This is a genomic window from Mesorhizobium huakuii (assembly GCF_030160235.1).
Lineage (GTDB): Bacteria > Pseudomonadota > Alphaproteobacteria > Rhizobiales > Rhizobiaceae > Mesorhizobium > Mesorhizobium huakuii.
Window position 1 is genome coordinate 27404 of sequence record NZ_BSNY01000062.1, and the last position, 23229, is coordinate 50632.

22 protein-coding genes are annotated in these 23229 nt (G+C 63.0%); 10 read left to right on the forward strand and 12 right to left on the reverse strand.

All coding sequences use genetic code 11. The features are described 5' to 3' along the window. Positions 1 to 14: 14 nt before the first annotated feature. The 3 genes from rplI to rpsF form a co-directional block, all read right to left on the reverse strand. The gene (rplI, locus tag QQK95_RS31245; RefSeq protein WP_284278340.1) at positions 15 to 599 is read right to left on the reverse strand and encodes a 50S ribosomal protein L9; all 585 of its coding nucleotides are present in this window, start codon (positions 597 to 599) and stop codon (positions 15 to 17) included. Positions 600 to 815: 216 nt separating this feature from the next. Continuing rightward, complete coding sequence (rpsR, locus tag QQK95_RS31250; protein WP_006203718.1) at positions 816 to 1064, reverse strand: 30S ribosomal protein S18; 249 nt, start codon at positions 1062 to 1064, stop codon at positions 816 to 818. Then, positions 1064 to 1564 (reverse strand): 30S ribosomal protein S6, encoded by a 501-nt coding sequence (gene rpsF, locus QQK95_RS31255; protein ID WP_010915168.1) that lies wholly within the window; start codon positions 1562 to 1564, stop codon positions 1064 to 1066. Before rpsF ends, rpsR begins: the two co-directional genes overlap by 1 nt. Before the next feature lie 465 nt (positions 1565 to 2029). Between rpsF and QQK95_RS31260 the strand changes: the two genes are divergently transcribed. Continuing rightward, complete coding sequence (locus QQK95_RS31260) at positions 2030 to 3676, forward strand: pilus assembly protein (RefSeq protein ID WP_284278341.1); 1647 nt, start codon at positions 2030 to 2032, stop codon at positions 3674 to 3676. A gap of 46 nt (positions 3677 to 3722) precedes the next feature. On the opposite strand, the gene QQK95_RS31265 is transcribed toward QQK95_RS31260, so the two are convergent. Beyond that, positions 3723 to 5651, reverse strand: coding sequence for an LTA synthase family protein (locus tag QQK95_RS31265; RefSeq protein WP_409371722.1), 1929 nt, complete (start codon positions 5649 to 5651; stop codon positions 3723 to 3725). 278 nt (positions 5652 to 5929) lie between these two features. Between QQK95_RS31265 and fabD the strand changes: the two genes are divergently transcribed. The 7 genes from fabD to gmk all read left to right on the forward strand — a co-directional run bounded on the left by fabD (position 5930) and on the right by gmk (position 12503). Continuing rightward, positions 5930 to 6877: an ACP S-malonyltransferase gene (fabD, locus tag QQK95_RS31270; RefSeq protein WP_284278344.1), complete on the forward strand. Its 948-nt coding sequence runs from the start codon at positions 5930 to 5932 to the stop codon at positions 6875 to 6877. A 60-nt stretch (positions 6878 to 6937) separates the two neighbouring features. Beyond that, positions 6938 to 7675 (forward strand): 3-oxoacyl-[acyl-carrier-protein] reductase, encoded by a 738-nt coding sequence (fabG, locus tag QQK95_RS31275; protein ID WP_284278345.1) that lies wholly within the window; start codon positions 6938 to 6940, stop codon positions 7673 to 7675. Positions 7676 to 7873: 198 nt separating this feature from the next. Beyond that, a complete protein-coding gene (locus QQK95_RS31280; protein WP_006203723.1) occupies positions 7874 to 8110 on the forward strand; it encodes an acyl carrier protein in 237 nt (78 codons plus the stop codon). 34 nt (positions 8111 to 8144) lie between these two features. Further along, complete coding sequence (gene fabF, locus QQK95_RS31285) at positions 8145 to 9407, forward strand: beta-ketoacyl-ACP synthase II (RefSeq protein WP_284278346.1); 1263 nt, start codon at positions 8145 to 8147, stop codon at positions 9405 to 9407. 102 nt (positions 9408 to 9509) lie between these two features. Further along, the gene (gene mltG / locus QQK95_RS31290) at positions 9510 to 10778 is read left to right on the forward strand and encodes an endolytic transglycosylase MltG (RefSeq protein WP_284278347.1); all 1269 of its coding nucleotides are present in this window, start codon (positions 9510 to 9512) and stop codon (positions 10776 to 10778) included. A gap of 156 nt (positions 10779 to 10934) precedes the next feature. Beyond that, positions 10935 to 11825 carry a YicC/YloC family endoribonuclease gene (locus tag QQK95_RS31295; protein ID WP_284278348.1) on the forward strand — a complete coding sequence of 297 codons (891 nt, stop codon included), beginning with the start codon at positions 10935 to 10937 and terminating at the stop codon, positions 11823 to 11825. Positions 11826 to 11846: 21 nt separating this feature from the next. After that, entirely contained in the window at positions 11847 to 12503 is a 657-nt protein-coding gene (gmk, locus tag QQK95_RS31300; protein ID WP_027053294.1) for a guanylate kinase, read from the forward strand. Positions 12504 to 12509: 6 nt separating this feature from the next. On the opposite strand, the gene QQK95_RS31305 is transcribed toward gmk, so the two are convergent. The 7 genes from QQK95_RS31305 to lptF form a co-directional block, all read right to left on the reverse strand. After that, positions 12510 to 12803 (reverse strand): DUF1330 domain-containing protein, encoded by a 294-nt coding sequence (locus tag QQK95_RS31305; RefSeq protein WP_284278349.1) that lies wholly within the window; start codon positions 12801 to 12803, stop codon positions 12510 to 12512. Between the two features lie 63 nt (positions 12804 to 12866). Further along, positions 12867 to 13706, reverse strand: coding sequence for a 16S rRNA (adenine(1518)-N(6)/adenine(1519)-N(6))-dimethyltransferase RsmA (gene rsmA, locus QQK95_RS31310; RefSeq protein WP_284278350.1), 840 nt, complete (start codon positions 13704 to 13706; stop codon positions 12867 to 12869). Positions 13707 to 13731: 25 nt separating this feature from the next. Further along, positions 13732 to 14748 (reverse strand): 4-hydroxythreonine-4-phosphate dehydrogenase PdxA, encoded by a 1017-nt coding sequence (pdxA, locus tag QQK95_RS31315; protein ID WP_284278352.1) that lies wholly within the window; start codon positions 14746 to 14748, stop codon positions 13732 to 13734. Positions 14749 to 14761: 13 nt separating this feature from the next. Further along, positions 14762 to 15694 carry a peptidylprolyl isomerase gene (locus QQK95_RS31320; RefSeq protein WP_284278353.1) on the reverse strand — a complete coding sequence of 311 codons (933 nt, stop codon included), beginning with the start codon at positions 15692 to 15694 and terminating at the stop codon, positions 14762 to 14764. A 90-nt stretch (positions 15695 to 15784) separates the two neighbouring features. Beyond that, positions 15785 to 18211: an LPS-assembly protein LptD gene (locus QQK95_RS31325; protein ID WP_284278354.1), complete on the reverse strand. Its 2427-nt coding sequence runs from the start codon at positions 18209 to 18211 to the stop codon at positions 15785 to 15787. Continuing rightward, positions 18211 to 19296, reverse strand: a complete 1086-nt coding sequence (lptG, locus tag QQK95_RS31330) for an LPS export ABC transporter permease LptG (RefSeq protein WP_284278365.1) — start codon at positions 19294 to 19296, stop codon at positions 18211 to 18213. Before lptG ends, QQK95_RS31325 begins: the two co-directional genes overlap by 1 nt. After that, positions 19293 to 20495, reverse strand: a complete 1203-nt coding sequence (gene lptF, locus QQK95_RS31335; RefSeq protein ID WP_284278355.1) for an LPS export ABC transporter permease LptF — start codon at positions 20493 to 20495, stop codon at positions 19293 to 19295. The genes lptG and lptF overlap by 4 nt, the downstream gene beginning before the upstream one ends. 355 nt (positions 20496 to 20850) lie before the next feature. Here lptF and QQK95_RS31340 point away from each other — a divergent pair, with 355 nt between their 5' ends. Continuing rightward, complete coding sequence (locus tag QQK95_RS31340) at positions 20851 to 22362, forward strand: leucyl aminopeptidase (RefSeq protein WP_284278356.1); 1512 nt, start codon at positions 20851 to 20853, stop codon at positions 22360 to 22362. Positions 22363 to 22371: 9 nt separating this feature from the next. Beyond that, on the forward strand, positions 22372 to 22821 hold the full coding sequence (locus tag QQK95_RS31345; RefSeq protein WP_284278357.1) for a DNA polymerase III subunit chi: 450 nt from the start codon (positions 22372 to 22374) through the stop codon (positions 22819 to 22821). A 60-nt stretch (positions 22822 to 22881) separates the two neighbouring features. Here QQK95_RS31345 and QQK95_RS31350 read toward each other — a convergent pair. Next, positions 22882 to 23229: DUF995 domain-containing protein (locus QQK95_RS31350; protein ID WP_284278358.1), on the reverse strand; the 348-nt coding region annotated here is incomplete at its 5' end.

Sequence of the window (23229 nt, forward strand, 5' to 3'; positions counted from 1 at the left end):
CTTGTCTAACGCGATCAGGCGTTGTCTTCGCCGCCGTCGAATTCGGCATTCGGATCGAAGAAGTTTTCCGGACGCGCATTGTCGTTGATGTCGTCGCCATAGATGGCCTCGGCGGTGGTGAGCGTCTCGCCCTTGGCCTGGCGCTCGGCTTCGTCGGCCGTGCGGGCGATGTTGAGCGTGACGGTGACTTCGACTTCCGGATGCAGCGCGATCGCCACATTGGTGAGACCGATGGTCTTGATCGGCTGGTTGAGCAGGATCTGGTTGCGGTTGACCGAAAAACCTTCCGCCGTCAGCAGTTCGGCGATGTCGCGGGTCGACACCGAGCCGTAGAGCTGGCCGGTTTCACCGGCGGAGCGAACGGCGATGAAGCTCGTGCCGTCGAGCTTTTCGGCTACCTGGCTGGCTTCCGACTTGCGCTCGAGGTTGCGGGCTTCGAGCTGGGCGCGCTGGCCTTCGAACTTCTTCTTGTTGGCTTCGTTGGCGCGCAGCGCCTTGCCCTGCGGCAGCAGGAAATTACGGGCGAAGCCGTCCTTGACCTTGACGGTATCGCCCATTTGGCCGAGGCGGGAAACGCGTTCGAGAAGAATGACTTCCATGGTTTTGTTCCTTTTGGTTGGGCACCGTCCATGAAGGCGGGCGCCGAATTCTCTGGAACAGGTCAGGAAGCTTGAGCGCCTTGAGCGCCGGTGTCGCTGTCCTGCCTGTCGCGGCAGTTAGAGGCCTTGACCTCAACTCGGGATTTGATGGCTGAACCGGTCATGCCCGTCATGGCCGGTGAGAGGAACGGGCGGCGAACCGCCCGTTCGGGAGAATTAGCGGACCACGTAGGGCAGCAGGCCGAGGAAGCGGGCGCGCTTGATCGCCTTGGCGAGTTCACGCTGCTTCTTCTGGCTGACGGCGGTGATGCGCGACGGCACGATCTTGCCGCGCTCGGAAATGTAGCGCTGCAGCAGACGCACGTCCTTGTAGTCGATCTTGGGCGCGTTGGCGCCGGAGAACGGGCAGGTCTTGCGGCGACGGTGGAACGGGCGCCGGGTCGGGATCTGGTTGATGTCGACCATTATTCTGCACCCCCTTCAAAGCCTTCGCGCGGACGGCGCGGACCACGATCGCCACCGGCGTCGCCAAACGAACGCGGCGGACGATCGCCACGGTCGCCGCGATCACGGTCGCCGAACGAACGCGGACCACGATCGCCACGGTCGCGGTCGCCGAAGCTGCCGCGCTCGGAGCGCTCTTCGCGCTTCTGCATCATGGCCGACGGACCTTCCTCATGCGCCTCGACCTTGATGGTCAGGAAGCGCAGGACGTCCTCGGACAGACCCATCTGGCGCTCCATTTCGTTGAGCGCTGCCGGCGGGCAGTTGAGGTCCATGAGCGTGTAGTAGGCCTTCCGGTTCTTGTTGACCCGGTAGGTGAGGGACTTCAGTCCCCAGTTCTCGACCCGGCCGACGGACCCGCCATTCGCGGAGATGACACCCTTGTACTGTTCGACAAGCGCATCGACCTGCTGCTGCGAGAGGTCCTGCCGGGCAAGAAACACATGTTCGTAAAGAGCCATTATGTCTTCGTGCCTTTCTTCGTTTCTCTCCCGGTTCCCGGCGGCAAAAGCCTCTGCAACTTCTCTGGCCCGCTGGTCCCGGTTAAAGGGGCGGGGAAGAAAGGAGCATGACGAGACGGTCGAGAGCGGAGACACGGGAGGCGGAAGCACTTCTGGCTTCACACGAAGGCTTTGATAAAACCTCCGGCCCTCCGTTCAGCCCCCAGCTGGGACCGGCAGATTGGCGGCGTCTATACAGCAATCCACTGATAAGGCAAGGGCAGGCGGCGTTTCCGATGTCGCAGGGCGCCGGAAAATCAGGCGGCAGCGCCGGAATGGCCTGGTGATTTCCGGCAACCGGCCCTTAACCACAATGTCAGGTTGTGCAGGTTGAACCCTCGCCGTCAATGGTCGATTCATCATGGAAGGCGCAAAAGCCCGGGCTATCCGCGCAGATGAAGCGGGTAAGCATTTTCGGGGGTAAGGATGCTTCTCAACAGATTCTGGCGCTCGAAGAGCGGGAACTTCGCGCTGCTGATGGGGCTCGGGCTGCCGGCCATTCTGTCGGCCGTGGCCTTCGCGGTCGATGTGTCCACCGTCATGCGGGCCAAGAGCAACCTGCAGAACGCGCTCGACGCCGCCAATCTTGCCTCGTCGCATCTCGGCGACCTCGACATTACGCGCACCGACGCCTTCGATCGCTATTTTCAGGCCAACATCGCCGGGCATGGCGAACTCGCCAACGCGCAGGCGAAGCTGACCGTCGATAGGGGCGTCAACTTCATCAAGACCAAGGCGGTTGCGTCGGCCGACGTCAATTTGAACTTCGGTTTCCTGTTCGGCCAAAACAGACACGTCGCTGTCGATGCCTCGGCGGTCGAATCGAACAACCAGCTCGAAGTCGTGCTGGTGCTGGACAATACCGGCTCGATGGCCGGCGCCCGCATGACGGCGTTGAGGACGGCAACGAAGTCGCTGCTGGACACACTCGAGGCGACGAAATCGCCGACGCGCCAGATTCGCGCCTCCCTCGTTCCGTTCGTCACGGCCGTCAACGTCAATGGCGATGAATTCGACCCGTCCTGGATCGACTTGGACGGCAGGTCTTCCACCAACGGCGTCAATTTTCCCGTCATCGACGGCAAGCGTCCCAATCATATGGCGCTTTTCAAGCAGCTCAAGGACACCGGATGGACCGACGCCGGATGGAACGGCACCGGATGGAAAGGCTGTGTCGAGGCGCGGCCGGGCGCTTACAACATTTCCGATACCCCACCCGACCCGGACAAGCCCGACACGCTGTTCGTTCCGTATTTCGCGCCGGACGATCCGGAAGATGCCCAAAAGCCGTCCAGCTCCTATGGCAATGCGGCCAAATACTACAACAATTCCTACCTCGACGACGTCAGCGACAAGACCAAGACCGCCAAGCTGAAAGGCAACCGTCTCGGTATCGATCTCAGCAGTCTGGCCGACCCTGTGCCACCGGCCGACAAGGGTGCCAGGGAAAAGGTGGCCAAATATGTTGCGCCGACCAAGGAGCTCATCACCGAAACGGGTTCCCCCATCACCGTCGGCCCGAACCGCGCTTGCCCGACACCCGTCGTCCCCCTGACCGACGATTTCGACAAACTGCGCAAGGCAGCAAGCGAGATGACCGAGTGGAACGGTTCGGGCACCAACGTCTCCGAAGGCCTGTCGTGGGGCATGCGGGTGCTGTCGCCCGCCGCGCCCTACACCGATGGAGCGCCGTGGAAAACGCCCGGCGTCAGCAAGATCGTGCTGTTGCTCACCGACGGCGAGAACGTCGTTTATGGCGCCAGCGAACAGCCGACGAAATCCGACTACACATCCTATGGCTATCTGGCGGGTGGCCGTTTCGGATCGGACGACCAGAACGCCGCTGCGCGCAATGTCGACGGCTGGACCAAAAGCGTTTGCACGCAATTGAAGAACCAGGGCGTGCAAATCTACACCATGGTGCTGCAATCGGACACCGCCGCCAACCGCGCGCTTTACAGCGCGTGCGCCTCGGACCCGAGCGGCTACTATGCCGTCAACGATCCGGCCAAGCTGCCGGACGTTTTCCAGCAGATCGCCAACAAGTTCTCAAGGCTGCAATTGACGAATTGAGCGCTCGACCCACGAGGTCAACGCTGTAACCTGATGGGTCGGCCGATCAGCTCATGTGAGCGACGACCTTGTCGACCGTCTCGGGGAAGAAGTCGGGCGCCGCGTGGCGCTTGCCGAACATCATGTCGTACTGGATCAGCTGGAAATCGCGGATCGCCGGGTCGATCTCCTTCTGGCGCGACCAGTCGGGCGTGGCCTCGCCGGCCGGCGTCAGAAGCAGGTTGCGGTCGACGACGCGGTAGCGCTCCCGCATCTCGCCCAGGAAGCCCGTATAGTAGGGATGGGTGATGCCGGCGGCTGACAGGATATGATAGGGCAGGAACGCCGGGCTCACCGTGCCGAGGTCGGTGACCGGACCGGAACGGTTCGACCAGATGATCAGTGGCGTTTCGTGATGGTCAAGGGCGGCTTGCGGTGTCGGCTCCTTGCGCGGCGCGACATTGTCCTTCAGAAAGCCGGTCTCGACATAGACCGGTCCAAGCGGTGGCAGATGGTCGCCGAAGAAGGCGACAATCGTCGGCCGCTCCCGCTTCTTGGCCCATTCGATAAGCCGTTCAAGGCCGCGGTCGGCGTCGGCTGAACCCTCGGCATAGCTCAACAGCGAATCGCGCGCCCACTGGCTGATCGGCGCCTGCACCGCGTGGGTCGGGTTGTCGTAGCGGTTCGGTTCATAGGGGCCATGGTTCTGCAGGCTGACCGCGAAGAAGAAAAACGGGTCGTCGCTGGCGTCGGCTTCGCGGATGATCTCATCCGTCATCGCCGCGTCCGATGCCAGCGGTCCGCGCTTTTCCATGGGCGGCAGCGTCTCTTCCGACTTGAAATCGTTGAAGCCGAAATCGGCGTAGACCGCGCCACGGTTCCAGAACCAGTTGGTGCCGGGATGGATGGCACGCGCCCTGTAGCCCTCGCTCTTCAGGAAGGTCGCCATGGAAGGTGTCGGCGTGCGCACATATTGCTGGTAGGGGATGCTGCCGGCCGGCAGGAAAGCGTTGGAAAAGCCGGTCAGCGCCTCGAATTCGATGTTGGCGGTCATGCCGCCGAATTCAGGCGAGAACATCGAACCGGAACGCAACGCCCGCACGGTGGGAATCGGATCCGGCGTGATGGTGACGCCGGGCAGCCTGGTCGGATCCCAGAAGGATTCGCTCATGACGATAATGATGTCGGGCTTTTCATCGGGCACCGAGGCCGCCATCTGTGGCCGGTCGATCGCCGCGATCGCCTTGTCCGTATAGCCTTGCGGTGCCGAGACATGCGCCATCGGCACGTTGAGCGCGAAGGCGAGCGCAAAGCCGTTGGAGGCGTAGTTTTCCTTCTGGTCCCACATGATCGGGATGATCTGCAGCCGGTCCCTGGTCCAGGAGAAGGTGGCATAGTCCATGATCGAGACGAAGAAGGCGAGCAGCGGCACCGCCAGCGTCAGCCGCGCAAGGCGGCCCTTGTGGCTGAGCGCCGGAACCTTGCGGCGCCACAGCCGCCAGCCGTAGACGAGCAGCGACAGGCCGGCGACGATGGCGACGACCATGGCCAGCGCGGTCATCGGCCGGTCACGCACCAGAAGCGGCAGCAGCGCGAAGATCTGACGGGCGTAGAGAAAGTCAGTCGGGTAGAGCGGATCGCCGAGATAATGCGATTTCTGATGGCCGACAAACGCCAGCGCCAGCGTCAGGGGCGCAACGATCATCAGGCTCTGATGACTGCGGCCCAGCACGGCGTCGAGACCGATGAGGATCAGCGCGAACACGACGATGGTCGTCCAGCCCGGCTTGAGCGGCTGCAGGAAGAAGGAAACTGTGCCGGCAACGTCACCGCGCACGATCAATTCGACGGCAAACACCAGGATGGCGGAGATCGCGAGGCTTATCAGGCCGTAACGGACGACCGGCCATCTCCGGCCCGGCAGATAGCCGGTGGACGGATCGTCTTCCAGGAATTGAGGCGCAGCTTTGCTGGCGCGTTTCGAACTCTTTGGCACTTTAACTTCCCACCCGGCGACAACCCAAGTCACGCGATTGTCATATAATTGTCACGCAAAGCTAGCGCCTGTGACGGAAATAAGAAGAGCCAGCGAACGATTCGTGAGCGGTTTTCATCAGGAGTGATCGCCAAAAAGCCTTTCGGAACAGGCACTCGGCGAACGGTTCGGACTTGGGGCCGGGTTGAACCGGGCTTGACTTGGCGGCCCGCCTTGCGCCACAGGCAGGGAAAATTCGTGTTATCAGGCAAGTAAAACCAGTCTTCGGGAGCCCTCGCATGGCCGTCGCATTCACCTTTCCGGGGCAAGGCAGCCAGGCTGTCGGCATGGGCAAGGACCTCGCCGACACCTTTCCCGAGGCGCGCAGGGTTTTCCAGGAAGTCGACGACGCACTCGGCGAAAACCTGTCGAAACTGATCTGGGAAGGTCCGGAAGAGACCTTGACGCTGACCGCCAACGCGCAGCCGGCGCTGATGGCGGTTTCGCTGGCGGCGATCAGGGCGCTTGAAGCGCGCGGTTTCTCGCTGAAGGACAAGGTCGCTTATGTCGCCGGCCATTCGCTGGGCGAATATTCGGCCCTTGCCGCCGCCGGCTTCGTTTCCGTCGCCGACGCGGCTCGGCTGCTACGCATTCGCGGCAATGCCATGCAGGCGGCAGTGCCGGCCGGTGAAGGCGCCATGGCGGCGATCATCGGACTGGAGCAGCCAGATGTCGAAGCCGCTTGCGCCGAGGCCGCGCAAGGGGCCGGCAAGGTCTGCCAGATCGCCAATGACAATGGCGGCGGCCAGCTGGTCATCTCCGGCGCCAAGGCAGCGGTCGAACTGGCTGCCAAATTGTGCACCGAAAAGGGCGCCAAGCGGGCGCTGATGCTGCAGGTCTCGGCGCCCTTCCATTCGGCGCTGATGGCGCCGGCGGCCAATGTCATGCGCGAGGCGCTCGCCGGCGTGACGAAGCATGCGCCGGCAGTGCCAGTGGTCTCCAACGTCACGGTGACCCCGACCAGCGATCCCGACGAGATCGCCCGGCGCCTGGTCGAGCAGATCACCGGCCGCGTGCGCTGGCGCGAAACAGTCGAATGGTTCGGCGCCAATGGCGTCACCACGCTTTACGAGATCGGCGCCGGCAAGGTGCTGTCGGGCCTGGCACGGCGCATCAACCGCGACATTGCCACGTCAGCCGTCGGCGCGCCGGCCGATGTCGAGGCCGCGCTGGCCGCACTTGCATAATCCACTGGCGATTTGACCCCACCCGTGTGAAGGGTGTTTCCCTCAGATCAGGAGACGAAAATGTTCGAACTGACCGGCCGCAAGGCGCTCGTCACCGGCGCATCGGGAGGCATAGGCGAGGCGATTGCCCGCGTGCTGCATGCGCAAGGCGCCATTGTCGGCCTGCACGGCACCCGCATCGAGAAACTGGAAACCTTGGCGGGCGAACTCGGTGATCGGGTCAAGCTGTTCCCGGCCAACCTGTCGAACCGCGACGAGGTCAAGGCGCTTGGCCAGAAGGCGGAGACCGAACTCGAAGGCGTCGACATCCTGGTCAACAATGCCGGCATCACCAAGGACGGCCTGTTCGTGCGCATGTCGGACGCCGATTGGGACTCTGTGCTCGAGGTCAACCTGACCGCCGTTTTCCGGCTGACGCGCGAACTCACCCATCCGATGATGCGCCGCCGCCATGGCCGCATCATCAACATCACCTCGGTTGTCGGCGTGACCGGCAATCCCGGCCAGACCAATTACTGCGCCTCCAAGGCCGGCATGATCGGCTTCTCCAAATCGCTGGCGCAGGAGATCGCCACCCGCAACATCACAGTCAACTGCGTTGCTCCGGGCTTCATCGAATCGGCCATGACCGACAAGCTCAACGACAAGCAGAAAGAGGCGATCATGGCGGCGATTCCGACGCGCCGCATGGGCACGGGTGCCGAAGTGGCGTCCGCCGTCGCCTACCTCGCCTCCAACGAAGCCGCCTACGTCACCGGCCAGACCATCCATGTCAATGGCGGCATGGCCATGATTTGACGGATGTTGCGGGGCTGTGAAAAGAGACCATTTCGCCTTGGACCTCAGCCATTTTTCGTGTAATGCGGCCCGCAACCCGGCGGTTCGGGCAAAAACCGGTTCGTGGCCGTTGCGTTTTCGGCAGGACCATCTTTCAGCTTGATTAGCGGCATTCTGCCCGCTAACGAAGACAGACAAACAAAAGACGAGGATGCCCAAATGAGTGACACCGCAGAGCGCGTCAAGAAGATCGTCATCGAGCACCTTGGCGTCGATGCCGACAAAGTGACGGAGCAGGCGAGCTTCATCGATGATCTGGGCGCCGACAGCCTCGACACGGTCGAACTCGTCATGGCGTTCGAAGAAGAGTTCGGCGTGGAAATTCCCGACGACGCGGCCGAGACCATCCTGACCGTCGGCGACGCGGTGAAGTACATCGACAAGGCTTCGGCCTGACGCTTTCCGCAGTCATCACTGGGGAGGACCTGCGATGAGGCGTGTCGTCGTCACGGGCCTTGGGTTGTTGTCGCCATTCGGCATGGGCTTCGAGCACAGCTGGAAGGAACTTTTGACCGGCCGCAGCGCGGCCAAGCGCATCACCGAGTTCGAGGTGGAGGATCTTGCCTGCAAGATCGCCCACGTCGTTCCGCGTGGTGACGGCAGCAACGCCACCTTCAATCCCGAGGCCGTGCTCGAGCCGAAGGAATTGCGCAAGATCGGCGACTTCATCCTGTACGGGATTGCCGCCGCCGACGAGGCGCTGAAGGACTCCGGCTGGGAGCCCAAGACCCACGAAGAACAATGCGCCACCGGCGTGCTCATCGGTTCCGGTATTGGCGGAATCGAGGGCATCGCCGAGAACGCGATGATCCTCAAGGAGCGCGGTCCGCGCCGCATCAGCCCGTTCTTCATCCCGGGCCAGATCATCAATCTCGTCTCCGGCCAGGTTTCGATCCGGCACGGGCTGAAAGGCCCGAACCATGCCGTGGTCACGGCATGCTCGACCGGCGCGCACGCCATTGGCGATGCGGCCCGCCTGATCATGTGGGGCGATGCCGACGTCATGGTCGCCGGTGGCGCCGAGGCGCCGGTCACAAGGCTGTCGATCGCCGGCTTCGCCGCCTGCCGGGCGCTGTCGACCGAGCGAAACGACACGCCGCAGACGGCGTCGCGTCCCTATGATCGCGACCGCGACGGCTTCGTCATGGGCGAGGGCGCCGGTGTTGTGGTGCTGGAGGAACTCGAGCACGCCAAGGCGCGAGGCGCCAGGATTTATGCCGAGGTGACCGGCTACGGCCTCACCGGCGACGCCTATCACATCACCGCACCGGCCGAAGACGGCGATGGTGCTTTCCGTTGCATGACCGCGGCATTGAACCGGGCCAAGCTTACGCCCGCCGATATCGACTACATCAACGCGCATGGCACCTCGACCATGGCCGACACGATCGAACTCGGCGCTGTCGAGCGGCTTGTCGGCAATGCCGCGTCGAAAATTTCGATGTCGTCGACCAAGTCGTCGATCGGTCATCTCTTGGGCGCGGCGGGTGCCGCCGAAGCGATCTTTTCGATCCTTGCGATCAGGGACAATGTCGCGCCGGCGACCATCAACCTCGACAATCCAGAGCGCGAAACCGCGATCGACCTGGTGCCGAACAAGCCTCGCTCCCGCCAGATCGACGTGGCGCTCTCCAATTCCTTCGGCTTCGGCGGCACAAACGCGTCGCTTGTGTTCCAGCGCTACAATGGCTGATCGCCCGCGTGCCGGGCGATGCTTCGGCATGTCGTCAATTTTGCCATATTCGCCCCTACTCTGCCGCAGGGGATTCGTTGAGAGATCAAACGGTAGGGCGAGATGAACACAAATCCGGCGGGCAACGGAGAAGTCGGGCAACGCCCGGCGAACAGTACCGGACCGATTGTGCCGAAGACGGCCAGCGAGGCCCTGCGGCCGGAAGCCGGAACGCCGCCGCCGAAGCGCTCGCGCGCTTCGCGCAGCCAGGTCGTCGTGTTCATGAACTTCGTCATCTCCCTGGTGATGCTGATGGTTCTGGCCGCGGGCGCGGCGCTCTACTTCGGCAAGCAGGAGTTCACCGAACCCGGTCCCTCGGCCAATGGCGACACCTTCCTGGTCAAGCCGAACACCGGCGTCCAGGACATCGCCGATCAGCTCGAGCGCCGTGGACTGATCAGCGACGCCCGCGTCTTCCGCCTTGGCGTGCGTGCTTTCGGCAACGATTCCGCGCTCAAGGCCGGCGAATACGAGATCAAGCCGCGAGCATCCATGCGCGACATCATGGAGCTTTTGAAAAGCGGCAAGTCGGTGATGTATTCGCTGACCATTCCCGAAGGGCTGACGGTCGAGCAGGCCCTGCAGCGTATCGCCGACGAACCCGCCTTGAGCGGCGACATGCCGGCGACAACGCCTCCCGAGGGCAGCCTTGCCACAGACACGCTGCGCTTCACGCGTGGCGCGACGCGCCAGCAGATGATCGACAAGCTGGTGGCCGACCAGAAGAAGCTGGTCGACGAGGTCTGGCAGCGGCGCGCCCCGGACCTGCCCCTGGCCAATATCGAGGACTTCGTCACCCTGGCCTCGATCGTCGAGAAGGAAACCGGCAGGGGTGACGAGCGTTCGCGCGTCGCCGCCGTCTTCCTCAACCGCTTGGCCAAGGGCATGCGCCTGCAATCCGATCCCACCATCATCTACGGTCTGTTCGGCGGCAAGGGAAAGCCCGCGGATCGCCCGATCTATCAGTCGGACATCCAGAAGCAGACGCCTTACAATACTTATGTGATCAGCGGCCTGCCGCCGACGCCCATCGCCAATCCGGGCCGTGCCGCGCTTGAGGCGGTGGCCAATCCATCGAAGACCGACGATCTCTATTTCGTCGCCGACGGTACAGGCGGTCACGTCTTTGCCGCGACGCTCGACGAGCACAATGAGAACGTCGCCCGTTATCGTGCGTTGCAGAAGAAGCAGGCCGATGACGCGGCCAAGGCCGCCGCTGCCGGTACAAACGGCAGTGCCGACAAGCCTGCTACCGACAAACCAGCTGCCGACAAGCCTGCAGACGGCAGCACCGGTGGCGACAATGGCGACGCTGGCGGCGATGCCCAGTAGGTAAAGAAAGGCGTTGCCTGGAAGGCGACAGCCTGACATTTGAAGGAACGCCATGCGTCCGATTTCGACGCATCTACGGCGTGGTTATTTTTCAAGCAGCACTTGCCCTGTCCGGAAACTGGTTTCGGGGTGATGCGCCAGGGATGTGCAGGCGACATGAATTTGCAGAGCATGACCGGATTTGCGCGTGCCGTCGCCGAGCATGACGGCACCTCGATCGCCTGGGAGGTCAAGTCCGTCAACGGCAAGAGCGTCGAGGTGCGGCTGCGGCTGCCGCAAGGCTTCGAGCGTCTGGAACCGGCGGTCAGGCAAACGCTGCAGAAGCGTTTCGCCCGCGGCAATTTCCAGGCGACGCTGACCATCGGCCGCGCCGCCGGCGCGCAGGCGCAACCCGTCGTCAACGAGGTGTTTCTGAAGGACCTCGCGGGTCTCGCCAAGCGGCTGCAGGAACAGTTCGGCGTTGCTCCCGCGACCGCTGACGGGTTGCTGTCGCTGCGTGGCGTGCTCGACATTCCCGAAACCGTGGAAACCGAAGAGGCGCGCGCCGCGCTCGACACCGCCATCGTGGCTGCGCTCGACGTGGCGCTGAAAGGGTTGGAGCAGGCACGGCAAAGCGAGGGTGCGGCACTGGCTTTGCTGCTGTCCGGCCACATCGACGCCATCGAGGCATTGACGCTGCGCGCGGAGGCGGATCCGTCCCGCGAGACGGCGGCGATCCGTGAACGCATCGCCGAGCAGGTCAGGCTGCTGATGGACGCGTCCGCCAACCTGGATGCGAGCCGGCTGCACATGGAGGCGGCATTCCTCGCCACCAAGGCTGATATTCGCGAGGAGATCGATCGGCTGAAGACGCATGTGACATCTGGCCGGGCGCTGCTCGAGGGCGGTGGCGCCGTCGGCCGGAAGCTCGATTTTCTGGCACAGGAATTTAACCGCGAATCGAATACGCTGTGTTCGAAGTCGAACGCCGCGGCCGTCACCGCGATCGGGCTGGAGCTGAAGGCGGTGGTCGACCAGTTTCGTGAGCAGGTCCAGAATCTGGAGTAGCCGATGGTCGCCAAGGAACCGATGGTTCCCAGGGATTTGGGATCCCGCATCCGCCGCCGGGGGTTGATGCTCGTCCTGTCGTCGCCATCCGGCGCCGGCAAGTCGACGATCGCGCGCAACCTCCTGGAAAGCGATTCCAGCCTCGAACTGTCGGTCTCGGTCACCACCAGACCGCGCCGCGGCTCGGAGATCGAGGGTGTTCATTATCATTTCCGCACGATGCGCGAGTTCGAACGGTTGCGCGATTCCGACGCCCTGCTCGAGTGGGCGGAGGTGCACGGCAATTGCTATGCGACACCGCGCGAGCCTGCGGAACTGGCGCTGGCGCAAGGCCGCGACATGCTGTTCGACATCGACTGGCAAGGCGCTCAGCAGCTGAAGGAGAAGATGCGCGCCGACATCGTCTCGATCTTCATCCTGCCGCCGTCGATGAAGGAATTGAAGGCCCGCCTGAAGCGCCGCGCCGAGGATCAGGAAGCGGTGATCGAGACACGGCTGAAGAACGCCCGCAACGAGATCGAGCACTGGAAGGAATATGATTTCGTCATCGTCAATGACGATCTCGACCGCGCCTTCGCCGAAGTGCGCGGCATCGTCGTCGCCGAACGATTGCGGCGCGACCGCCGGCCGGGTCTCTTCGATTTCGTCTCCGGGCTGCTGGACGAGAAAACCGTCTAGCAGGCTTCAGGGTACCATGCCGTCGGCCAGGATCAGATGGCGGCTGAGCGCGGCGTCGCGCACATCCAGCGCTGCGGCATACTCAGGGGATGCATACCAGCGCCGTGCCTGCTCAATGTCAGGAAATTCGACAACGATCAGCGGGGTGGGATGCCATTCGCCCTCCAGCGTATCCACCTGGCCGCCGCGTACGAGATAGCGTCCGCCATAATGGGCAATGGAAGCCGCGGCACGCGAGCGGTATGTCTGGAATGCGTCTTGGTCGCGGATGGTGACATCGGAAATGATATAGGCAGGCATTTGGTTTCTCCGGCATGCTCGCCGAACTATCTATTCCCGCATCGTCGCAATTCCAGACCGGCGCTAAACAGAATTGGTCAGCCGGACGAATTCCTCGACGCTGAGCGTTTCGGCGCGGCGGGTCGGATCGATGCCCGCGCGCTCGAGCAAGGCCTCGCCGCCCAGGCTTTTCACACTCTGCCGCAGCATCTTCCGGCGTTGGCCGAAGGCGGCCTCGGTGACACGGCCGAGTTTTCTTACGTCCGCGGGCAGGGGCGTCGCGCGCGGCTCCAGATGCACCACCGAAGAGGTCACCTTGGGCGGCGGCGTGAAGGCCTGGGGAGGCACGTCGAAGGCGATCCTGGCCTTCGTGCGCCAGCCGGCCAGCACGCCAAGCCGGCCATAGGCGTCGCTGCCGGGCTCGGCGACGATGCGCTGGGCAACCTCACGCTGGAACATAAGCGTCATCGAGGCGTAGAAGGGCGGCCAGTCCGCGACCGTCAGCCACCGCACGAGCAGTTCCGTGCCGATGTTGTAGGGCAGGTTGGCCACGATCCGCACCTGGCCGCTGGCTCCGGCGGCCGCGGAGGCGAAGGCGGCGAAGTCGGTTTTCAGCGCATCGCCGGAAACCACCTCCAGCCGGCCGGGATAGTGAGCGGAGACTTCGGCCAATGCCGCCAGGCAGCGCTCGTCGCGTTCGATGGCGACAACCCGGCGCGCGCCATTGGAAAGCAGCGCTCTTGTCAGGCCGCCTGGGCCCGGCCCAACCTCGATCACCACGGTGTTTGTCAGGTCGCCAGCAGCGCGTGCGATCTTGCCGGTCAAATTGAGGTCGAGCAGGAAATTCTGGCCGAGCGCCTTTTTCGCCTGCAGCCCATGGCGCTCGATGACATCGCGCAGCGGCGGCAGCCCGTCGATGCTCATGCGCGCGGACCCCAAACGATAGCGCTCATGCGGCCGCGGCCTTCTTGTCGGTGTCGGCGAGCGTTCTGGCGAGCTTCAATGCGGCGATCAGACTGTCCGGCCGTGCAACGCCCTTGCCGGCAATATCGAAGGCGGTGCCGTGGTCTGGCGACGTGCGGATGAAGGGCAGGCCGAGTGTGACGTTGACCGCATCGTCGAAGGCCAGCGTCTTGGCCGGGATCAACGCCTGGTCGTGATACATGCAAAGTGCTGCATCGTAGCCTGCCCGCGCCCGCACGTGGAACAGCGTGTCGGCCGCCAGGGGGCCGAAAGCATCGATGCCCTCGGCGCGCAGGATGTCGACTGCCGGCCGCACGATATGCTCGTCCTCCAGGCCCATCGAACCGCCTTCGCCGGCATGCGGATTGAGGCCGGCAATGGCCAGCCTCGGCCTAGCGATGCCAAAGCGGCTGGCAAGGTCGGCTGCGGTGATGCGCGCGGTCGCGACGATCAGTTCGGTGGTCAGGGCCTTCGGCACCTCCGCCAGGGCGATGTGGATGGTGACGGGAACCGTGCGCAGGTCTGGCCCCGCCAGCATCATGACCGGCATTGCCTCGACACCGCTGTGCAGGGCTGCCAGATGCGCCAGATATTCGGTGTGGCCGGGAAAGCGGAAACCGGCATCGTAGAGCGGCTTCTTGGCGATCGGGCAGGTGACCACGGCGGCGGCGTCGCCGGCAAGGCAAGCGGCGACAGCTCGGTCGATCGCCTCGACGGTTCCGGCCGCGTTGGCCGGATCCGGCCGGCCGGGACTGTCGATGAACCGAGCCGCCAGGGGAACGATCGGCAAGGTGCTGGCGAAAGCCTGCGCAGCCTGTGCCGGTGTCGTCTCGACGATCGGCAGAGACACGCCCAGCCGGCTTGCCCGTGAGGCGATCAGCGCCGGATCGGCCAAAAGATAAAAGGCGGGCAGGCCGGCTGCCTCACGCGCCAGGAAGGCGGCGATGGCGATTTCGGGGCCGATGCCGGACGGATCGCCGACGCTCAGCGCCAGCGCGGTCATCGCGCTCTTCACGTCAGCGCTTGACGATGCGGGCTTTCGCCTTCAGCTCGTCGACATATTTCTTGCTGAGATCGTCAGCGGCCTTGTCGTTGGAGCCTTCGCTCTGGAACACCATCTGGGCCGTCTTGTCGTCGGACACTTCGCGCGACGAGCAGATGCCGATGAACTCGACGCCGCGCTCGGTCTCGCGCGTGGCGGTGGCGCCCCCGACCTTGGTGGCCTTGATCTGCTCGGCCCAGTCCGGCGGCAATTGCGGCGCCAGCACCCGGCCCAGATCGCGAACGGTGACGTCGATCAGGCCCTTGGCGAACTCGCGCGTCGTGTTGCAGCCGTTGAAGCGCGCGCGCATGGCATCGGCCTCGCGCTTGCGCTTGGCCAGCGTCGCACTGCGTTCAGATGCCGGGACGACGAAGATGACCTGCTGCAGCATGTACTCGGTGGCGCTCGGTTTGGCCCCGCCCTTGTCGAGCATGCGCCTGACCGCATCCTGCTCGGTCACGCTGCCACCTTCACCGGAGCGGTAACGTGCACTCAAAGCCTGGTTCCAGGCCATCTGGGCACGGATGAATTCCTTGAAATGGTCCTTGGTGACGCCGGATTTTTCCATCACGCCGTCAAGCTGGCCGAGCTGCATCTTGTTGTTGGTGGCAAAGCGCTGATAGGCCGCCTCGACCTGAGCGTCGCTGATGCGTATGCCAAGCCGCCTGGCTTCGGCAAGGCGCAGCGTCTGGTCGATCATTTCCTGGGCGGCATCGCCCTTCTTGCGCTGCAGCTTCAAAAAGGCGGCGCGGTGCGCGATATCGCCCGACGTGATTGGCATGTCGTTGACGACGTATTTGATCTCGCTGGCGAAAGCCGGCGGCGTCATGACCGTCATCGACACGGATGTTGCCGCCACAAGCAGCGCGAACCCTGCTGAAAAGAGGTATTTCCTCATCATTAGCATCCCAATTCTATCCCGGGTCCGCCCAATTTCGTCCTCTTCCGGGTGCGCGAATCCGTGCCAGCCCTATGCGGCGAAACGATGTCTCGCCGGCTACTGGATGGTGTCGACTGCACTGGTCGACGAGCCGAACTCGCCGAGGGTGCGGAACGACAGGTTGAAGCCGATGCTCTGCGTCACTTCCCTGGTGTTCAGGTCACGCGACTGCGAGTACGTCATCAGATAGGTGAAGCAGGAATCGTTGTAGGCGAAACCGACCCCATCCTTGACCAGCAGGCTTTGCTGCAGATCGTAGGTTCCCGTCCCGAACACGCGCCAGTTTTCGGCAAGATGCGTGGACGCACCGAGCGTCACCTCATGCCGGTCGGTCGTGAAGCCGTAGAGCGGCTGGGCCTGGATGAAAGCGTATTTGGCGCTGAGCGACACCGGCAGGCCTGAGTAGGCCGCCTTCACCTCGGCGCGGCGAACCTCGAAAGTCTGTTCGTCGAAGCGGCCGCTGACGGAAGCCGCGAATCCGTTCGGGCTGCTGATGCCAAACAGGCCGACATAGTCGGACTTGGTCTCCTGAAGGCCGGAATAGGCGCCGACATTGACCAGGTCCGGCGCGGCGAAGGAGTTCTCGCCGCCAATCTGGTAGGATTGGCCGAAAATGGCATTGGTGCCCCAGCCGTTGATGTAGGAGCCGGAATAGCGGAAGCCGACATTGGCGCGCGAGCCGCCTTCGACACGATCATAACCGGAGAACTTGTCGCGTTCGAACAGGGTGGTCGCGTCGAACACCATGCTCTGGGCGTCTTCGTTCGGAATGGCGAGGCCGCCGACATATTGTTCGTTCGGACGCAGGAACAGCTGTGCCATCGGCTCGATGACATGGCTGGAGCCGCTGGCCATGGAAAACAGCACCGGCCAACGCATTTCGAGCCCGGCTGTTGCCATGTAGCGGGCGAACGACGAACGCATATCTTCGTTGGCATTTATCAGCGGATTGGCCGCCATCTTGTTGACGGCGTCGAGCGAACCCGATGACGCGTTGACGTAGTCGACGTCGCCCTGCAACGCCAGCAGCGGTGTCAGCACCAGCCCGTCGTCGGTAACGAAAGTCCGTTTCCACTCAGTCTCGGCGGTCAGACGGCCGGATTCGCCTTCAATGCCGCGCACGCGCTGCACGGGCGTGCCGTCGTCGTAAGGGGTATTGAAAGTCTGATCGAGCTGGTTGCGGCGCAGGACGCGCGTGTTGACGTTGAGCGACAGCTGGCCGCCGGCCAGTGGCGCGTCGGGAATATAGGCGTAGTCAAGCGACGGCAACACCCAGGGCTGCTGGTTGCTGCGCGCGGCGATATTGCTGTTGAGGGTATTTTCCTGCACGTCGAAGTGCATGGCGCGCACATCGAAGTAATTGCGGCCATTGAGACCCGTCAGGTAGACCGTCGACTGATGGACGCCGCCATTGTACTTGTCGATGTTGTAGGTGCTCGAGAAATTCTTGTCGGTCTGCAGCAGCACGTCCCAGCCGAAATTCCAGCGTTCGTTGATAGCGAACTGCCCTTGCGTGCCCATCATGCCGCGGAGCTTGTTGGGATCGCCCGCCGCGCCCGAATCGACGTTGCGCCCGGCGCCGTCGATGAAGGCGTCCGGAGCCCGCTGCTGAATTCCGGCGATCTTCAGACTGTAGTCACCGTTGTTGAAGCGCTGGCGCCACTCGGCTTCTCCAAGGAAGCCCTGCCTGGTATAGCCGCTTCCCGACACCGTCAGGTCATAGGTCGGTGAAAGGGCGAAATAATAGGGAACCTTGACGCTGTATCCCAGATGGCTGTTGTAGCTGATGCCCGGGATCAGGAAGCCGCTCTTGCGCTTCACTGTCGGGTCGGCGATCTCGAAAGCCGGCAGGTAGGCGAGCGGAAAGCCGAAGAATTCGAAATTCGCATTCTCGAAGCGAACCGTCTTCTTCTCGCCATTCCAGATGATCTTCCTGGCTTTCACCCGCCAGGTCGGCGCCTTGTCGGGCTTGTCCTCGCACGGTTCGCAGGCGGTGTAGACGCCATTGTGGAAGGTGGTCAGCACGCCGCCCATGCGCTCGGCGCTCTCAGCGGCGAAATAGGCTTTGTCGATGGTTTCGACGCGCAGCGCGTTGACGAAACCATCGGCGAAATCGTCGGTGATATCGATATGCTGCGAATTGATCTTGGTGCCGTCGCTGTTGACGATTTCAACATTGCCGGTGGCAACCATCCGCTTGGTGTTGCGGTCGTATATGACCTTCTGGGCGACGAGGCGATTGCCGCCATAGTCGATCTGCACACCACCGACTGCGGTCACCGTCTGGTTGTCGTTGTTGTAGACCAGCGTGTCGGCCGCCAGCAGCATCTGCGAGCCGGACGGAACGTTGGTCGCCATCTTGCCGACTTCCTGTGCGAACGCAGGCAACGGCACGGCGCAGGCAAGCAGGCATGCCAAAGCGCTCGCCGCATAAAGGCGCGCCAAATGGGCCTGCCTGCTGCTGGGCAAAAACGCCTCCCTCACTAGCCGTCTTCCTTGTATAGCAGGAAAGTCACCCCGAAGAACATAGCTACCACGACCGGCACCCATGCGGCTATGGCAGTCGGCACGAATCCCGCCACGCCGAATGCCTTCACCAGCACCGAAACGACATAAAGCAGAAACCCGGCAACGACGCCACCCAGAATCATCGTTGCCGATTGTCCCATCCTCGCAAATCGCATTGAAACTGTTGCCGCAATCAGCGTCATGGCGACGAGGAGGAACGGCAACGCCACCAGCGAATCAAACTGCATGGCAAACGCATTTGCCTTGAGGCCGAAGGAACGGGCAACCTCGATTTTTCCAGGCAGGTCGTAGAACGGAATGGTCTCCGGGCGCGCCAGCCGCTCCTGCACGAATTCCGGCTTCAGGTTGGTCGGCACACGATCGCTTGCAGCGGGCTGTATGATGCCGTTCCTGAAGGTCTTCACATCCTGCAATTCCCAATAACCGTCCCGCAGGTAAGCGCGCGCGGCGTCCTTGCGCTCGACGATGTTGCCTTGCTGGTCGAGCACGAAAAAGACGGCGTCCGACATCTCCAGGCCTTGGTTGAGGATGGCCCGCGCGCCGATGATGGTGTCACCGGCGCTGGTTTTCTGGCGAATCCAGGGGGCGGCGTCGGCCGAAACCGTATTTGATTTGCCGGAGCGCAACTGGGTTTCGATCTGTTCGGACAAGGAGAAGGCATGCGCGGCGAGCGGGTTGATGAGCCCGACCGACACGAGGCCGAACAGCAACGCTCCGATGCAGCATGGCAAAAGGAATTGCCAGGCGGAAACGCCGGCGGACCGCGCGATGACCAGCTCGTAGCGGCGGTTGAGCGAAACCAGTGTCGCCATCGCCGAGAACAGGCCGACAAACGGCACGGTCTGCAGCATGATCATCGGCATGCGAAGGCCTGAAATGGCCACCGCCGTTCCGTAGGTGAAGCCGGGCAGGCCGGTGGTGCGGCCGGACAGCTCGGTGAAATCGATCAGGAACACCAGCGCCAGCAGGCCCAGGAAGAACCAGATCGTGATCGTCACGTAGCGGAAGAAGAAATAGCGGCCCAGCGTCCAGCCCATCAGCCGATCCCCTGACCTGAAGTGCCGCGCCTGGACCAGCGCAGTTTGAGGGCGTTCCAGCCGTCACCGAAGCGGCTGGCCAGATTTGTCATCCAGTCCGCCCAGGCCACCGGCAGTTCCATGGTCCGGTTGGAGACGATGAACCAGATCGCCACCACGGAAGCCACTATGGGCACGCCGTACACCATGTAGGCATATTGCGGCACTTCATCGGCCTTGCTTGCGGCAAAAAAACCCAGCCAGCGCACGAAGAGGGATATGGTGATGGCCGTGATCAAAGGATTGACGCGCGCCTCGCGATGCGAGCGCGCGTCCCCGGCGACCGCGAGCGCGATCAGCGCGAACACCATGGAGTACAGCCATTCCGAAAATCGTTGGTCGACCTCGGCCCGGTATTGCTGGGGGTTTTGCTGATAAAGCTTGTCGTTGACGTTGGGATTGAGCAGGTACTGGGTGGTCTGGTCCTTCGGCAGCAGCGTCACTTCGGAGGCCGCCGCCATGAAGGCCGACATGTCGAACGCATAGGAGGTAAACCGGATGACGCTGAGGTCGCCGGTCAGCGTTTTGCGGTGGATGACGCCGTCATTCATCATCAGCACCTTTTCGCCGCCGCGTTCGACGACGCTGCCGGTCTTGGCATAATAGACGAGATTGACGCCTTCCTCGCGCGAATCGGCGACGAAGATACCGCCCAGCCGATTGTCTGGGAGCCGCTCGCCAATCTGCAGGAACAGCCCATCCTCGATCTTGCGGAATGTGCCCTCCTGGATGATCAGCGACAACAGATCGGCGCGCGATTGCGCTACCAAGGCGCGGTTCTTCTGCCGTGCGTAGGGGTCGATGCCATTGTCGACGGCAAAGGAAAAAACGCTCGCCGCAACGGCCAGAAGCATGATTGGCCGCACGATCGTCCAGCGCGAAGCGCCGGCGGCGTTGACGACGGCGAGTTCGGAATCCGAATTCATGACACTGAGTGTCTGGGCGACCGCCACCACCAGCGCGAAAGGCACGACGATCGGAATGATCGACGGAAGAATGAGCGCGGCCACCTCGAAGAAGGTCAGCGACGACTGGCCGCTGTCGGTGACCAGATCGATCTTGGCCAGAACCTGCGTGGTCCACACGATGGCCAGCGTCCAGACCAGCGCTGCCAGAAAGACCACGAAAGCGCGGCGCATGATGTAGCGTTCAACGACCTTCATGAAGGCTTTACTCGATTTTCTCGAACGGCATCACGCCACCACGACAAGGGTAGCTGTCCCGCGACGCCTGCACAACTGGCTCCGATGGGCTCGATCAGGCAGGCGATCCGGTTCCCGTCCCACGTCGCGTGCCGCATAGGATCGGAGTGTCGGAGGGAATGGATAAGAAAGGGCGAACATCGATGGTTAACAACAGGTTGCGGCATGAAGCGGGGCCGTGCCGCGACGAATCGCCATCGATTCCAACTGTCATATGGGTAGCCATTTTGGCAAAGTCTTGCCAAATGCCGGAAAACGACCAAATGTCGCGGATCGCTTCAAACGCTTCGCGCGCCATCCCCGAAAGCAGGACATGATGAACCCGAGACCATCGATCGCCTTTGCAAAATTCGCCGCGCCTCAGACGGCGGCGAACAGGAAGGGCACGGTCTTCGTGCTGTCGGCGGATGACGGCGGCCTGAGCGATGCGGCCAGGGCTTACGATCCCGGCAAGACGCTGGAACGGGCCTTCCCGGTTGCCGAATTTACCGGCAAGTTCGCCGGCGTCGTCGAGATTCTGGCGCCGGAAGGAGCGTCGCTCGACAGGTTGGTCGCCATCGGCGCGGGCAAGGCGACAGGGCTCGATGAATATGCCTGGCTGAAACTTGGTGGCACCATTGCGGCATCGCTGCGCAAGGCAACCGACGTCGCCGTGGTGCTCGACCTGATCGGCGCTTCGATTGATGGCAAGGACGCCGCCAACCTTGCGGCGGGCATTCTCCTGCGCAGCTATTCCTTCGACAAATACAAGACCAGCAAGGACAAGGATGACGCAAAGGCCGATCCGAAGAAGCCAGCCAAGATAAGCATCCACACAACCGACCCGGCAGGCGCCAAGAAGGCCTTCGCCGATGCCGAGGCGGTGATCGACGGCGTGCTTCTTGCGCGCGACCTTGTCAACGAACCGGCGAATATACTGGGACCGGTCGAGTTCGCGGCCCGCGCCAAGGAACTCGAGACGCTCGGCGTCAAGGTCGAGATCCTGGCCGAGAAGGAGATGAAGAAGCTCGGCATGGGCTCGCTGCTCGGCGTCGCGCAAGGCTCGCCCCGCGGCGCGCGCATGGCCGTTATGCAGTGGAACGGCGGCAAACCCAAGGAGAGCCCGATCGCTTTCGTCGGCAAGGGCGTCACCTTCGACACCGGCGGCAATTCGATGAAGCCGGCTTCGGGCATGGAGGACATGAAGGGCGACATGGGCGGCGCTGCCGCCGTGACCGGCCTCATGCATGCGCTGGCCGCGCGCAAGGCAAAGGCCAATGTCGTCGGCATTATCGGCCTGGTCGAGAACGCCGTCGATGGCCATGCCCAGCGTCCCGGAGACATCGTCACCTCGATGTCGGGCCAGACCATCGAGGTGCTCAACACAGACGCCGAGGGGCGTCTCGTGCTGGCCGACGCGCTGTGGTACTGCAACGACCGCTTCCAGCCGAAATTCATGGTCAATCTGGCGACGCTGACTGGCGCCATCATGGTCGCCCTCGGCCTGCACTATGCAGGCCTGTTCTCCAACAATGACGAATTGGCGGAGCGGCTTGCGGCGGCGGGGCAGGCGACGCAGGAGCGGCTGTGGCGCATGCCGCTCGGCGCCGAATATGACAAGCTGATCGATTCCAAGAACGCCGACATGAAGAACATTGGCGGCCGCTATGGCGGCGCCATCATCGCCGCGCAATTCCTGCAACGTTTCGTCAAGGACACGCCCTGGGCGCATCTCGATATCGCCGGCACCGCGATGGGCTCGCCGTCGAACGAGATCAACCAGTCCTGGGGTTCAGGCTTTGGCGTGCGACTGCTCGACCGGCTGGTGCGTGATCACTACGAAAGCTGACCTCGACCCATGGCCGACGTGCTGTTCTACCATCTGACCGAATCGACCCTGGAGGAGGCGCTGCCGGGACTGCTCGAGCGCAGCGTCGATCGTGGCTGGCGCGCCGTGGTGCAGATCGGCACGGAGGAACGGCGCGATGCGCTCGACCAGCACCTGTGGACCTTCCGCGACGATTCTTTCCTGGCGCACGCGACCGATCGCGAGGCTTATCCCGACGAGCAGCCTATCCTTTTAACCACCGGCGACGGCAATCCCAACGAAGCCAAGATAAGGTTCCTGGTCGACGGCGCGGTACCATCCGACCTTGCCGGCTACGAGCGTGCCGTGTTCCTGTTCGATGGCCATGACGCCGCCCAGGTCGAGGCGGCGAGGGGGCATTGGAAGACGATGAAGGACGCGGGCCATGCCGTGACCTACTGGCAGCAGACATCGGACCGCCGCTGGGAGCGCAAGGCTTGATGCCATGCACGCAACAAAGGCCCAGGCGCGCCGCACAAACCCTCATCGATGCGACGCGCTTCAGCCCGCGACTTGCCGCGGACGACAAGGCTGCTCTCGTGCCTTGATCCGTTTGTGTTTCCAGCTGACGTAGTCGCCGTGTTTCAATTTCATGAACTCGTCCGCCAGGTTGCGATGCGAACTCCTGAAGACGTACCAGTCGCCATCCGGCAATTTGCGCTGGTAGAGCACCTTGCTTTGAGCAGTTCGACGGAACAGAGAGCGCCGTCCATTGCGCGATCGCGTCTGCACGCAACGGCACCTCGGCTCAACCGGTCGTAAATGCCTGAGCCAGGGGATGGTTCGCGCCCGAGCTATGGCGGAAAATGGGTGATGACGGTTTGAGAAGGGCGGCGTATCGAGGCGGGT

Bases quoted from the DNA above. Each gene is read 5' to 3' on its own strand.
- rplI (WP_284278340.1), bottom strand. From the start codon at position 599: ATGGAAGTCATTCTTCTCGAACGCGTTTCCCGCCTCGGCCAAATGGGC.
- rpsR (WP_006203718.1), bottom strand. From the start codon at position 1,064: ATGGTCGACATCAACCAGATCCCGACCCGGCGCCCGTTCCACCGTCGC.
- rpsF (WP_010915168.1), bottom strand. From the start codon at position 1,564: ATGGCTCTTTACGAACATGTGTTTCTTGCCCGGCAGGACCTCTCGCAG.
- QQK95_RS31260 (WP_284278341.1), top strand. From the start codon at position 2,030: ATGCTTCTCAACAGATTCTGGCGCTCGAAGAGCGGGAACTTCGCGCTG.
- fabD (WP_284278344.1), top strand. From the start codon at position 5,930: ATGGCCGTCGCATTCACCTTTCCGGGGCAAGGCAGCCAGGCTGTCGGC.
- fabG (WP_284278345.1), top strand. From the start codon at position 6,938: ATGTTCGAACTGACCGGCCGCAAGGCGCTCGTCACCGGCGCATCGGGA.
- QQK95_RS31280 (WP_006203723.1), top strand. From the start codon at position 7,874: ATGAGTGACACCGCAGAGCGCGTCAAGAAGATCGTCATCGAGCACCTT.
- fabF (WP_284278346.1), top strand. From the start codon at position 8,145: ATGAGGCGTGTCGTCGTCACGGGCCTTGGGTTGTTGTCGCCATTCGGC.
- mltG (WP_284278347.1), top strand. From the start codon at position 9,510: ATGAACACAAATCCGGCGGGCAACGGAGAAGTCGGGCAACGCCCGGCG.
- QQK95_RS31295 (WP_284278348.1), top strand. From the start codon at position 10,935: ATGAATTTGCAGAGCATGACCGGATTTGCGCGTGCCGTCGCCGAGCAT.
- gmk (WP_027053294.1), top strand. From the start codon at position 11,847: ATGGTTCCCAGGGATTTGGGATCCCGCATCCGCCGCCGGGGGTTGATG.
- QQK95_RS31305 (WP_284278349.1), bottom strand. From the start codon at position 12,803: ATGCCTGCCTATATCATTTCCGATGTCACCATCCGCGACCAAGACGCA.
- rsmA (WP_284278350.1), bottom strand. From the start codon at position 13,706: ATGAGCATCGACGGGCTGCCGCCGCTGCGCGATGTCATCGAGCGCCAT.
- pdxA (WP_284278352.1), bottom strand. From the start codon at position 14,748: ATGACCGCGCTGGCGCTGAGCGTCGGCGATCCGTCCGGCATCGGCCCC.
- QQK95_RS31320 (WP_284278353.1), bottom strand. From the start codon at position 15,694: ATGCTAATGATGAGGAAATACCTCTTTTCAGCAGGGTTCGCGCTGCTT.
- lptF (WP_284278355.1), bottom strand. From the start codon at position 20,495: ATGAAGGTCGTTGAACGCTACATCATGCGCCGCGCTTTCGTGGTCTTT.
- QQK95_RS31340 (WP_284278356.1), top strand. From the start codon at position 20,851: ATGAACCCGAGACCATCGATCGCCTTTGCAAAATTCGCCGCGCCTCAG.
- QQK95_RS31345 (WP_284278357.1), top strand. From the start codon at position 22,372: ATGGCCGACGTGCTGTTCTACCATCTGACCGAATCGACCCTGGAGGAG.